Origin of the sequence: Anditalea andensis (assembly GCF_000714815.1) — a bacterium.
GTDB classification, from domain to species: domain Bacteria; phylum Bacteroidota; class Bacteroidia; order Cytophagales; family Cyclobacteriaceae; genus Anditalea; species Anditalea andensis.
In genome coordinates this window covers 19,666-34,019 of sequence record NZ_JMIH01000010.1, presented here as the reverse complement: position 1 = coordinate 34,019, position 14,354 = coordinate 19,666, and the positions used below count along the sequence as shown (strand labels likewise).

At 41.3% G+C, this 14,354-nt stretch carries 7 protein-coding genes; 1 reads left to right on the top strand and 6 read right to left on the bottom strand.

The genetic code is table 11. From position 1 onward, the window contains the following. The 4 genes from EL17_RS01830 to EL17_RS01815 form a co-directional block, all read right to left on the bottom strand. Window positions 1-1,110: a glycoside hydrolase family 16 protein gene (locus EL17_RS01830; RefSeq protein ID WP_035069291.1), complete on the bottom strand. Its 1,110-nt coding sequence runs from the start codon at window positions 1,108-1,110 to the stop codon at window positions 1-3. 24 nt (window positions 1,111-1,134) lie between these two features. Beyond that, entirely contained in the window at window positions 1,135-2,607 is a 1,473-nt protein-coding gene (locus EL17_RS01825) for a PKD domain-containing protein (RefSeq protein ID WP_035069288.1), read from the bottom strand. Between the two features lie 125 nt (window positions 2,608-2,732). Further along, a complete protein-coding gene (locus tag EL17_RS01820) occupies window positions 2,733-4,202 on the bottom strand; it encodes a RagB/SusD family nutrient uptake outer membrane protein (protein WP_035069286.1) in 1,470 nt (489 codons plus the stop codon). Between the two features lie 5 nt (window positions 4,203-4,207). Further along, complete coding sequence (locus EL17_RS01815) at window positions 4,208-7,288, bottom strand: SusC/RagA family TonB-linked outer membrane protein (protein WP_035069283.1); 3,081 nt, start codon at window positions 7,286-7,288, stop codon at window positions 4,208-4,210. 247 nt (window positions 7,289-7,535) lie between these two features. Here EL17_RS01815 and EL17_RS01810 point away from each other — a divergent pair, with 247 nt between their 5' ends. Beyond that, complete coding sequence (locus EL17_RS01810) at window positions 7,536-10,397, top strand: ligand-binding sensor domain-containing protein (protein ID WP_035069280.1); 2,862 nt, start codon at window positions 7,536-7,538, stop codon at window positions 10,395-10,397. Between the two features lie 605 nt (window positions 10,398-11,002). Here EL17_RS01810 and EL17_RS01805 read toward each other — a convergent pair. Both EL17_RS01805 and EL17_RS01800 read right to left on the bottom strand, forming a co-directional pair. Then, the gene (locus tag EL17_RS01805) at window positions 11,003-11,878 is read right to left on the bottom strand and encodes an ROK family protein (RefSeq protein ID WP_035069279.1); all 876 of its coding nucleotides are present in this window, start codon (window positions 11,876-11,878) and stop codon (window positions 11,003-11,005) included. A gap of 15 nt (window positions 11,879-11,893) precedes the next feature. Next, window positions 11,894-14,185 carry a GH92 family glycosyl hydrolase gene (locus EL17_RS01800; protein ID WP_035069276.1) on the bottom strand — a complete coding sequence of 764 codons (2,292 nt, stop codon included), beginning with the start codon at window positions 14,183-14,185 and terminating at the stop codon, window positions 11,894-11,896. Window positions 14,186-14,354: the final 169 nt, after the last annotated feature.

Sequence of the window (14,354 nt, the reverse complement as noted above, 5' to 3'; positions counted from 1 at the left end):
TCAGTTATCTGCTTGAAAAACCCTTACATAATCCACTACCAACTGCTGCGGGAAAACGGTGGTGCCATCAGGACTCCCGGGCCAATTTCCGCCCACGGCAAGGTTGAATAACAGGAACTGTGGCTCTCTAAACTCGTCCATATGGGAGGGGCTGATGTCGATCTGGTGAAACTGTACGTTATCTAACAGCCAGCTAATAATGGTCTTATCCCAGATGATAGAAAAAACGTGGAAGTTGTCATTCAATATTCCTTCGGCCAAACTTTTCTTACCTCCAGTGCTGGCATAAGTACCATTATTTGACCAATGTAAGGTGCCATGTGTGGTATTATTCCTCCCATCAGCATTACCTCCTACCATTTCCATGATATCAATCTCACCGCAGGCAGGCCAGCCCACTTCAGTGATGCTTTCTCCCAGCATCCAAAACGCCGGCCAGATCCCCTGACCTTTAGGTAGCACAGCACGGATATCGATCCTTCCAAAAGTAAAGGATTTATTGCCTTGGGTTTTCATCCTGGATGAGGTGTATTGCCGCCCTCCCCTGTTTTCAGCTTTGGCCGTAATGACCAAATTCCCATCCCTAACTTCTGCATTTTCCCTCTGGTAAAACTGTAACTCATTATTGCCCCAGCCGCATAAATTGGGACAGCCATCACCTATTTCAAATACCCAATCCTCGGACATTGAACCCTCGAATTCATCTTGCCAAACCAAGGTATACCCATCATAGGATTCTGGGCTTTCAAAACCGGAAGTAGGGATACCTATGCCAAGGTCTTGTTCAGTTATAGTCACTGGGTATTCAGAAGAGATGAATTTTTCTTCTGTCGCATGGGCCTGCACCAGGATCCTATATTCCCCTGGAGCAACATAAGTATGAAGGGCCTCATTGCCCTCCACTCTAACCATAGTGGTATTGGCCTGGCCAAAACCTACCCTATAGAAATTCGCAGAACTGGCTGAAAAAGACGCCTTCACAGCCCCATTCCCCATCTTTTCTACGACTATCTCCAAATTTTCTGGTAAAGTAACCCTTTCATCAACCTCTTCCTGCTGACAGCCATTTACTCCCGTATAGAGCGCCATCATTAATATCAGTAGTTTCATCCTTGTTGGCATATTAAATTAAATTTATGCTGGAATTAAAGTAAAGGACCAGAATATCCCACCATCACCGGTGATGTCAATAGCTATAGTCATTTCCTCTACTCCATTTTCATTTTGATAATCAATGATAGTATAAGTTACCGATCGGTTTTCTGCCGGAGGACCGGAGGCGTATTCACCGCCATTATATGCCTTTGGCAAAGCTATAAATGCTCCTGTACCGGTGACAGTAATCTGCGGACTAGTACCATTGGTAAAAGTAAATGCATGGACACCTGCTCCCCATGCCGCACCTGGTGTCCCCTGTAGGTTGGCAACATCCTGGCACCCTTCCGTGTCTACTCCCATATATAATTCACCGAAAATATCCCCCTGAGGATCATACGCAAAATATCCATCCTGGCCGAATATAAACAGGTCATTAAATAAACAGGGTCTATCTCCGGAGATATCCTGCCCATTGGGATAATATTCATCACTGCCCGGTGCGGGGCCTACCCCAAATGCTCTTGCCGCTGGTTTTAATTTCCATGCTTTTTGCCCATTGCCGATTATGTTTTGAAGGGTGATGTTCACTTCCCCTGGTTCAGGCTGAGGTTCGGGTTCAGGCTCATCACCGCCACTTTCATAGCCTTCCGGTACCAGTCTGATATACCAGGCTAGTCCATCACTTGCCTGATCTACAAATCTTAGGAAGAGTTGGTTTTCTTCAATATTGACGATTTGGTAAGTTCGTCCTCCAGCAAAATATCCTATGAATCCACCATTGGATATGGTAAGTTCAGGATATGCGCCTTCCGGTTCGGCCATATTCCATGTCAGTCCATCTGGTGCGGTAAATGGAGCGGTATAATCACCTACTGGGGATTCAAAGGAACCTGGGAAATTGCCTGCCTGTGCTGCATTGATATACACATTTCCATTTGTCTGCATTTTAAAGGCAAAGTCAGCTAAGTAGAAGGTGTAGCGGTCATCGTACATTCCCCCTCCTTCTTTTTCAAATGGGCCAGCCTGGTACCACTCAGGGAAATCTCCTGCCTGGGATGGATTAGGGCCAACACCAAAATGTCCTGCACGAGCGGCATCTATGACCCAGGTCTTCCCTTCGGTAGCATCTGCACCACCGGTCAGCATGTTATAAAGCGGTAAGTCCAAAAGTAATGGATCTGTGTTTTCTATAATCACTTCTTCGCTATAGCTTGCACTTCCTCCTTTATTAAATACTGTAAGTGTAACAGTATAAGTACCGGCCACGGGATAAGTTCCTGTTACCGTCCTCCCTGTACCTGAACTCCCATTGCCCAAATCCCACTTCATTAAGAAAAAATCATTGTTTGAAGTAAACCTGAGTATGTTGTCGCTGGCCTCAGTAGATTGGAAAGTAAACTGCGCTTCTTCGGATGTCGGAGGATTAGCTTCTAGGGAATATTCCTCCATACAGGCTGCCAGCATAAAGGCAGGCAGCAGTATCAATAGGTATTTTATATATTTTATCATTTGTTTATAGTTTGATTTTTAAAGGCCATAACTTACAATGGTCGGGATGGAATCTCGCTTGATGGCCACTTTAGAGCACCCGGCTTTGTATAGCATGTTCCATGATCGATTCTATGACCATTATGTTAATAACCCGGATTTTGTTGCCAGTTTCCCCCAGTCAGGTCTATTTCTACCTGGGGTATCGGAAAGAGTTCATGTTTGCCCGCCTGAAAACCTTCTATGCTTTCTGCTGCTCTTCCAGTTCTCACCAGATCAAAGAATCGATATCCCTCTCCGGATAATTCCAGTCTTCTTTCTCGATAAATATCCTGTAGCAACTGATTTCCGGAACTTGTAATCAAGGGCATGCCTACCCTTGCCCTTACTTTATTGAGTTCAACTCTGGCACGCTCATCATTCCCGCTTTGCTGGAAAGACTCTGCGGCCATTAAAAGCACATCCGCAAACCTGATCACACGATAATTCAGTGGGCTGGTCAAGTCATCATCAGGCAGGCCACGCTCATTTAGTCTTTTGATGTATTTATTATTATAATAACCGGTATGGCCACCACCGCCCACAGCATAGGAAATATTTCCTGAATTGGGTTGAGCGGCAATGAAGGCATCTATGTCCAGTAGGGTAGCATCTCTTCTGGGGTCATTGGCATCAAAGGCATTGTACAGGTTTTGGGTAGGAAGATTATAGCTGTTGCCATCACCATAAAAAGGGCCGTTATACAGCCTTATTCCATGAAAACCAACGGCTGGGTTACCCTGTAAACATACAAAGCAGGCATAATCTCCTCCCTGAAGTCCAGAATATTGAATCGTAAAGACATCCTCACTGCTGTTTTCATTTATTAGATAAAACATGGTGGCATAGTCCGGGAAAAGTGCATAGCCAGCCTGATTGGTAGAGATGAGTTCATCCAACACCTGGGCAGCTTCACTGTATTTGTTCTGGTAAAGCAGCACCTTACCAAGCAAAGCCTGCGCTGCACCTTTGGTTATTCTTCCGGTTTCCGGATTGGTCCATGGCAAAACATTGATGGCATTTCTTAAATCAGTTTCGATCTGATTATATACCTGGATTTTGGGGGTTCTGACACTGGCAGTTACTTCTGAAATCGATAATCTTTTATCCACCACCAAAGGAATGTCCCCAAAATAGCTCACCAATACGAAATGGTAATAAGCTCTCAAAAATGACGCCTCTGCCATGATCTGATCTTTGCCCGGAAAATCTAAATTGTCCCTATGTTCAAAAATGTAGTTAGCTCTGGCTATTCCTGCATAGTTAAAGCGCATGATGTCTCTGAGTTCCGTATTGACCCCACCATGGGTCATGTTGTCAATTTCATGCAGGCCCCTGCTGTCATTCACACTTTCTCCTCCCGCAATGGCATTGTCAGAAGCTATTTCACCTATCCATATACTCAAATAGGAAGTTTGCATCAAATCATATGCGCCTACCAACGCCCTTTCATAATCCTGTGGCGTATTAAAGAAGTTTTCAGCATCCTGTGTAAACTCCGGTTCAATGTCCAAAAGCTGGTCACAGGAGCTCAATATTCCCATGGCCAAGATGATAGCTATATATATATTTCTCATTTTCCTTAAAATTTAATGTTTAGACCCCCCATGATTGTTCTTGCCTGGGGATAAATCCCGTTATCTACGCCGGCAAATAAAGGATTGCCTGCTCCCACATCCGGGTCAAATCCCATATAGCGCGTGAGCGTGACCAAGTTATTGGCGGCTACGTATAATCTCACTGATGATATTCTTAGATTTTGGGTAAGGGTCTGTGGAAGGGTATATCCTAACTGGATGTTTCGGACTCTAAGAAAAGAGCCATCTTCTACATAAAAATCGGAGAATACGGTGTTTCTGGTCTGGCCAGTGGTAAGTCTGGGAACCTCATTGGTACTTCCCGGCCCTGTCCATCTTTCCAGGTTGTAGGCCAGCTGGTTGGCAAAAGGCTGCTGACGCTCATAATTTCTGATAATGTCCTGGCCCAAGGCGGCATATACATTGGCAGAGAAATCAAAACCCTTAAAATCCATCCCAAGCGTAACTCCCATAATCACATCAGGGATAGGAGACCCTATCATGACCCTATCGGAATCATCGCCGAAATTGATCACCCCATCACCATTTTGGTCTACAAAGCGAAGGTCACCCGGCTGGGCACCTGGCTGTGCAACAGGACTGGAGGAAATTTCTTCCTGAGACTGAAAAATCCCATCAGTCTGATAGCCGATGAAATATCCTATCGGAAATCCCTGTTGGAATCGTGTAGCAACACTTCCACCTACACCAAAGGCAGCACCTGGAATAAAATCCAAACCCTGAGGTACACTGGTGACTTCATTTTTCAGGAAGGTGACATTATAATCCAGGTTGATATTGAAACCTGAAGGTCTTCTAATCGAATAACCAAGCTCCAGTTCCACTCCTTTGTTCAAAACATTTCCTGCATTGATCACCGGAGGAAAACCTCCCGCACCGTAGGAACCCAAAAGGGCTGACACCTCTGGCTGGAAAAGCAGGTCTCTCGTGTTTTTTATAAAATAATTGGCAGTAAAATCCAAATTACCCAAGAATGTTGCGTCTAACCCGAAGTTGGTCTGCTCAGTGGTTTCCCATTTTAGGTCTGGATTGCTGGTGGTCCCAATGGCTGCCCCGTTTACCAACAGGTCATTGAACACATATCTAGCTTGGCCATTCAACAAGCCCCTATATCTGAATAAGCCTATCTGATCATTGCCGGATATACCGAAACTCGCCCTGATTTTTAAGAAGTCAAGAGCTCCTACATTATAAAAATCTTCTTCAGAAACTATCCACGCACCGGAAACCGCAGGAAAGTAACCTATTCTGTTGTTTACCCCAAAATTAGAAGAGCCATCCCTTCGAACAATGGCAGATATAAAATATCGCTGTTTAAAATCATATTCCGCTCGGCCAAATACAGAGGTAAGTCTTTGTCGGGACTGGAAAGAACCCACATTGTTCAGATAGCCTCCCGGCGCTTGGTTAGCAGAGATATCAGCAAGATCCAGGGCATTATTGGGGATATTAAAGCCGACTCCATTCAGGCCTTCACTTCGGTTGCCTATATAAGATACTCCGGCAGTACCTCTGACACGGTGCTCTTCAGCAAAAGTTTGGTTATAATTTAGAAAGGCCTCCAGGTTATAATCAAAATAGGTATTTCTAGATTCGGAAACATTGGCGCCCCTTTCTATGGCTAAATCTCCTATATTCAGGATCACCGGATCTAAATTGGCATTGGCTGCTGAATTGGCAAATTTACCGGGGCCGTACCATACTAGGGGGTTGAAATTTTTACTGTCGACTAAAGCATAGTTATAACCAGCCCTTCCTACTAATGAGAATTGGTTGTTGATATCATAAGATATCTCTTCCTTTCCAACAATTTTATTTACCCAGGTATCATTATAGGTATTGGCCATTTGGGCCAAAGGATTGATGATATCATTCACATTTTCCAGATAGGAATAGCGTCCATCGATAAAAATGGGTTCGGTGGGATAAGCATTGACCGTATTATATAAAACCGATCCAATTCCTCCCTGTGGAATACTGCTGCTTTGCTCGCGAGTAAATAAAAGTACATTGGTCAGTCTAACCCTTGGTGCCAATTCGGTGGTAAAATTTATTCTGGCATTGTATCTTTCAAAATTGGCTTTAGGTCCCCCCACAATTCCCTGCTGACCAAAATAGGAACCTCCAATAGAATAGGTGGTCTTTGCTGACCCTCCTGTTACCGTGAGGTTGTATTCCTGGATGGGCGCATCCTGGAAGACGGCATTCTGCCAGTCAGTACCTGTTCCCAGACTGGTATTATTGAAGGGCATGGCTTGACCGCCGGCTGCAAAGGCTTCGTTTTTAAGAATGGCATATTCCCTGGCATTTAATAAGTCAAGTTTTCTGGCAGTCTGCTGCACGCCGTAGTAAGCTCCGAAGTTCAGGCTAGGTTTGGCATTAAGCGTCCCTTTTTTGGTTTCAATGAGGATAACCCCATTAGCAGCTCTGACACCATATATCCCTGCTGTACCATCTTTGAGTACGTTTACTGATTCTATATCATTGGGATTTAACGCATTCAGACCTTCTGCATCATATATTACGCCGTCTACCAGTATCAGTGGATTATTTTGGCCTGAGGTACTGATTCCCCTGATACGGATATTGGATGTTCCTCCGGGTGCCCCGGAATTGGTAGAAATATTTACCCCGGCTATCTGACCCTGAAGTGCCTGATCAAGCCTGGGCATATTCATTTTCTCTATGTTTTCTCCCCTTACTTGAGAAGTAGCGCCGGTAAGTTCTCTTTTCTTTGCCGTGCCATAGCCTACTACCACTATTTCTTCCAGAGAGGAAATATCTGATTGTAACATCAGATTCATCACACTTCCGGATCCTACAGTAAGTGTCTGGGATTCGAAGCCCATAAAACTATACCTTAACTGATCCCCCTGACTAGCATTAATAGTATACCTACCATCCAAATCAGTAACAGTACCCACGGTGCTGTTTACTTTTAAAACACTGACTCCGGGAATGGGGTCTCCGTCAGGATCGGTGATTACTCCAGTGACCACAAACGATTGCGCGTAAAGGCAAATGTTGATACACATGGTGATACAAAACCATAAAATTTTTTTCATATTTTATTTTGGGTTAATATTAATTAATGTCGAAATGAAGCTAAAAGGAGGAGGATGACAAAAAAATCAAGTACTACAATATTACATCAAGAGGCTAATACCAATTTCACAAAAACTCATCATTTAATTTAAAAACAGGGCTAAAACGATATTTAAACGCTTATTCCCTTATCAACTATCTCCTCTACTTTTATCATATCCTATTACATCAAAAAAAATATTACATTAGCCGGGCAATCCATGTAAAATGAGTTACAGAACTTTAATATTTTGTATATTGACCTTGGTCTCCAAAACGTATGGCCAACAGTTAGGACTGCCTTTTTCCAAATATTATTCGAGTCACGAATATAAGGGAGGAATCCAAAATTTTGCTTTTACACAGAGTGAGTCAGGGCTTATTTATGTGGCCAATAACTTTGGGTTATTGGAGTATGATGGTACTACCTGGAGAAGATACTCACTTCCAAACAGCACAAAAATTAGAGATATATTTATAAATGATAATGGATTTATTTATACAGCCGGACAGGGGGAATTTGGATATTTTTATCCTAATGAAAATGGTTCCCTACTATTCCACTCTTTGGTAAACGAACTTCCGGAAGTTTTCAAAAATTTAGGAGAAGTCTGGAAGATCTTTAAACATCATGACAAGGTATATTTTTGCACATCCGAACATATTTTTATATATGACGAACAAGCCAAATACTCTGGCATTATATCCAGTAAAAGTACTTTTGAAAGCTTTCACTTAGCCAACAATCTGATAATTATAAATGAATGGGAGAGCGGTCTTCAAACAATAGTCAATGAAGTGCTTATACCGATGGCATATGGTACTGATCTGGGTGATAAGCTCGTTACTGGAATAATACCCCAGACTAACGAGCACTTTCTAATATTCACGCGTGACGATGGCATTTTCCTCCAAGGGCCGGGGGGCATTGAGTCTTGGAAAGTAGATATCCCCCTGAATGCTAAGATAAATAAAGCCTTTCGTTTAAAAGATGGAACTATAGCGGTAGGAACTCAAAATGATGGTATCTATGTCATTAATGAACCAAACAAAATCACCTTACATTTAGATAAACAAAAAGGACTTCAAAACAATACGATTCTTTCATTTTTTGAAGACATCGCAGGCAATCTGTGGATGGGGCACAATAACGGGATCACCCTACTGGAATTAAACCTCCCTTTCAGACATATAGATCAATCATCTGGGTTGCCGGGTACAGGATATGACGCCCATTTAATTAAAAATAAAATTTATTATGGGACTAACTATGGGGTTTTCGTCCAATCCCAGGAGGAGGAAAAAGCTTCACTAGCATTAGTTCCAGGCACTACAGGGCAGGTCTATTGGATTTCAGACATTCAGAACCAATTGCTTATAGGCCATAATGATGGCGCTTTTCATGTACATGATGAAAAAGCAAATTTGGTAGAAGGGGCAAATGGAATATGGAATTTCCATCAGTTAAAAGGCCATTCCAATCTGATCATCAGCGGCGGATATAACGGACTATATCTACTCGAAAAACATGGAGATCACCTAAAGCTGCTACGGAAATTAAAGGGATTTAATGAATCATCCCGCATAATGGAACAGGACGATGATGGTAATATATGGATGACACATGGGTATAAGGGAGTATATAAATTAAAATTAAACAAAAATCTGGACTCAGTAGAGGCCACTTTTTATAGCATTGAAAATGGGTTACCTTCCAATTTATGGATCAGTGTTTGGAAGATCAACAACAGGCTATTATTTACAACAGAACAGGGTATATATACCTATAATGCCCTTAAAGATACATTTGAAAGAGACACACAATTTATAGCCCATTTCCCAGATGGTGAACTTATTACAAGCATGGTGGAAGATCCTTTAGGGAATATCTTTTATATAGGCAATAATGAAGTGGGGGTGCTTGAAAAACAAGTAAACGGTTCATATGAAAAAAACCACCAGATTTTCAACAAAATTAAACACCTCCTGAATGATGATTTGCAAAACATAGCCCTCATCAAGTCCAATGAAGTGCTGTTTGCAGCCAAAGAAGGATTCATCTGGTACCGTCTTGAGCAAAAAAAACAGGTGGCCCCTTCTTATCCCACCATGATCAGGTCAGTCTATCTAACAGGACTGGCCGATTCTATTATCTATCAGGGCAATTATAAAAATCATAGGGAGGAATTTAATCCACCAAAGCTGGATTACCATTTGGGTAGCATTCGATTTGAATTTAGTAATCCTATCCCCAATCAAGAAAGTTCTACACAGTTTCAATTTATGCTGGAAGGTCTGGAGGAGGATTTTGGTGAATGGACCAAAAAAAGGGACAAAGCGTACACCCATTTGAGGGAGGGAAATTATGTATTTCATGTAAGAAGCAAAAACCTCTATGGCGAACTGGGGATCGTAGATAGTTATGCCTTCTCTATTGCTCCACCTTGGTACCGTTCAGCATTAGCGTATATAATTTATGCCATATTAATAAGTTCGGCTTTGTTTTATCTATATAAGTTTTTAGATCAAAAACACCGTCAAAGGGCTGCTATAATCACAGAGGAGCAGCAGAAAACTTTAATACAAAAGGAAATCGCCCTAAAGGATTCACATGAGGAAATAGAGCGGTTAAGAAATGAAAAACTACAGGCCCAGATCCAGGCAAAAAACAAAGAACTTGCCTCTGCTACCATGCACCTCATCAATAAAAACGGCTTTATCGACCATGTAAAATCCGGTGTCACTGCTGTAATGAAGAAAACCAAAAACCAGGAGGTAAGGCATGAACTGGAAAAAGTAGTCCACAGCATAGAAAAGAACATAGCAGGGGATGCCGATTGGGAACAGTTTGAAATACATTTTGACCAGGTCCACGGGGATTTTATCCATAGATTTAAGAAAGAATTTAGCAGTCTTAGCCCACAGGAAATCAAACTGAGTGCCTATTTGAGAATGAATCTTTCTTCCAAAGAGATCGCCTATCTTATGAACATTTCCACCCGCGGAATCGAAATTGCACGCTACCGATTGAGAAAAAAACTTCAGCTGGACCGAACTGATAATTTACAGGAATTTATTTTGAAGTTTTGATCAATGGATAATTGGAAGCGCTTCTGCTTTTTAAATTACTAAGAACATATAAAAACATATGCATCTGATAGTAGCGGCTAAATTTAGCCCTTACCCAAATTGAAATCATCAGCTATAGTGTCCTCAGTCATACGGTCGATCTATTATTTAAAGGATCGATGCCTGTACCATGGATGTCTTGACATTTTTTCTTATCCAAACTTTTAAATTATCCCAACCTCCTATCTGATATATTAATAATCAATTAATTAGTGTTTAAAAGTTTAGATAATATAAGCTTACATTGTGTCTAAAAATTAGATGTCATATTGTAAGGACACATCAAAACTTGATGGACTTGTTCTAAGAATGGTTTTCTCGGACCCGAGCTTTTATACGACAAGCTAAATGCTATTATGCTGCATTAGGATTCCTTTCACCGGAACAGTTTGGTACTGTTCCTAGTGGTAAAAAAGGTGATACATAGGTTCAAAAGATCTGAAAAACATACTATGTATTGCTACATTAATAATGTTATCTAAAATAATAAAAACCCGCAAAGGCACTTTTCTTTGCGGGTTCCGAATTCAACTCAAAAATGGCCCATGTCTTAGAAGCCACCCATTTCACTTTACATTGATGGACGAAAACAAACTGGCCGCTCCGATCAAAGCAGAAAGCTCACCCAAAACGGATATTTTCACCGGAACGCTTATCTTAAGCCTAGATAGTTCAGTTGATAATACAGGATAAAAGAAATGGATAGCTTTGGTCATACTTCCACCCAATATTATCAGCTCCGGTTGGTCCTTATGGACAAACTCCGCAAGAAAAAGGGCCAGGTTTTTCCCAAATTCATTAAAAATATCCTGCACTATGGGTTCGGTACTTCCCAGCTCAGCCAGTTCTTTTACGCCCAATACCTCTTTCCCTGTTTTATTTTTATAACAGGTAGTAAACCATTTTGTAGATAAATAATCCTCGCCAATACCGTCCATAAAAGGTGCTTTCCAGAGTGCTGCATCTTCAGCATACTTACCAAAATACTTGGAACTCCCTAAGCCGGTACCAAGTGTCAAACCTATAGCACGGCTACATTCTTTTCCTACACCACAAAAAATTTCTCCCTGAAGAAAACTGGCTGCATCATTAAAAAACCGAATGCTTTTGGCATCTATTTGAAGAGCTTCTGCCAGTAAGGCACTTAAATCCATCTTATATATAGACCTGAATTTACCCTGATCCTTTAATAGTGGTATGCTATTTTCATAATCAAAAGGGCCTGGAAAAGCTAAGGCAATGGCATGCTGAAATTCATCCTGCCGGACGAATGGCAAAATAATATCCTTCATCTGGTTAACAATTGTTTCCGCACATGCCAAAGCATCCAATCTATCCCTTACAACTGTTTCATTATTTATAAATCCCTGTGTCAGGTTTACCATACCTGCTGTAATATGCGAACCGCCTATATCCAGCCCCAAAATCATTTTATCGTTCATTCCTATAATGATTTTTCATTCATCCCTGGATAGGGAATATGGATAGTTTTCTTGTTTAGTACCACGGGATTTATTGGGCTGCTCAGACATCTTAAAATTCATGATTGCACCCTTGCTGAGATCTTTATAATTCAGATAATTATCTGGATGTGATTTACCATCTATATCTAGCTCGTCTATGTATATATGGGAAGAACTGTTATTTGGGGCATTGATAATTATTTCATTGCCGTTTTCAAGCGCTATGGTCATTTTTTTAAATAAAGGCGATCCTATGACATACTGATCTGTACCGGGTGCTACAGGATAAAAACCCATAGCTGAAAACACATACCATGCAGATGTCTGCCCATTATCTTCATCTCCACAATATCCATCAGGAGTAGGCCAATACATCCTATCCATAGTTTCCCTGACCCATTTTTGAGCTTTCCAGGGTTCTCCGCCATAATTGTACAGATATATCATATGTTGAATAGGCTGGTTTCCATGGGCGTATTGCCCCATATTAGCGATCTGCATTTCCCTTATCTCATGGATCACCTGTCCATAATAGCTTTCATCAAACACAGGTGGAAGTTCAAATACCTCATCGAGTTTACTTACGAATGTTTTCTCACCTCCCATAAGATCCACCAAACCTGCGATATCATGGAAAACGGACCAGGTATAGTGCCAACTGTTTCCTTCAGTAAAGGCATCTCCCCACTTAAAAGGATTAAATGGTTTTTGAAAGGATCCATCCTTGTTTTTGCCCCGCATCAGATTTGTTTCTGAATCAAAAAGATGCCTATAATTCAAACTTCTGTTTTTATAAATGTCTGTCTCTTCTTCAGGTCTGCCGAGGGCTTTGCCTAACTTAAAGATGGTAAAATCATTGTAAGCATACTCCAGCGTCCTGGCAGCATTTTCATTGATCCCTACATCATAAGGCACATAGCCGAGATCGTTATAATACTCCACACCCGCACGGCCTACTGCAGTAAGGGGGCCTGCATTATTTGCTCCATGTAGCAGGGCTTCGTAAAGGGTTTCTATATCATAGTTATACTGATCTCCGATTTTTAGGTAGGCATCAGCTACTACAGAAGCAGAGTTATTCCCTATCATTACATTTCGAAGACCCGGACTTGCCCATTCGGGGAGCCAGCCTCCTTCTTTATACGCATTGGCCAAACCTTCCTGTATCTGGCTGTTCAGCTCAGGATACATCAAATTTAAAAATGGAAATAATGCCCTAAAAGTATCCCAAAAACCAGTGTCCGTGAACATATATCCAGGAAGTACCTCTCCATTATATGGACTGTAATGTACTACGTTACCATCTGCATCAAACTCATAAAATTTTCTGGGGAAAAGGAGTGAGCGGTAAAGACAGCTATAAAAAGTCCGCACTTCTTCTACGGACCCCCCTTCTACTTTTATCCGGCTTAGTTCTTTGTTCCAAATTTCTTTCCCCTTTTCTTTAACAGTCCCAAAATCATCCATGCCTATTTCCTGTAGGTTCCTCTCAGCCTGCTCATAACTGATAAAAGAAGAGGCTACTCTGGCCAAGACTACTTCTCCCTTTTCAGTTTTAAAACTAATGACCGCCTTGGCATGGTTACCTGACATTTCCAGCCCTTCCACTCGATCATTCCCTTCAAAGGAATTATAGGACTCAAAAGGTTTGTCAAAATAAACAACAAAATAATTTTTAAAATTGTCAGGAACTCCACCACTATTTCTAGTAGTATATCCGATGATCTTATTTTCTTCAGGGATAATTTTGGTATAAGATCCCTTATCAAATGCATCTATTATAATGTGGGCACTATCTGTTTGAGGAAAAGTAAACTTAAAAAAGGCAGCTCTTTCCGTTGGAGTGATCTCTGTGACCACATCATGATCTGCTAAATAAACCTGATAATAATACGGACTAACCTTTTCCGATTTATGGGAAAACCAGCTGGCTCTTTCATCTTCATCTACTTTAAGCGGGCCTGTAATCGGCATGATAGAAAACTGTCCATAATCATTCATCCATGGTGAAGGCTGGTGGGTCTGCTTAAAGCCCCTTATTTTATCTGCACTATAGGTATAAGCCCATCCATTCCCCATTTTACCGGTTTGGGGCGTCCAGAAATTCATTCCCCATGGCAAGGCTATGGCAGGGTAAACATTCCCATTTGATAGGCTGGGTTTAGAATCTGTCCCCATTAGAGGATTAACCCAGTCCACTGGGCTATCTACATTTTTCACTTCTACGGTCTGGGCATATGCTATATTATAAGAAAAAATAGCAAAAAGCAGCATCAGGTATTTCATACTTTTAAATTTAGGTAAAGGTATACTCACCAATATTGATTATTCTGATTTTAGGTATAAAACGTATAGTTTTAAATAAATCTTGAAAACAATGGTTATTATCTTTATCTATAATAAAGAATAAAAGAGAAATTGATAAAAGCACCGCTTATACCAATTTCTCTTCTAC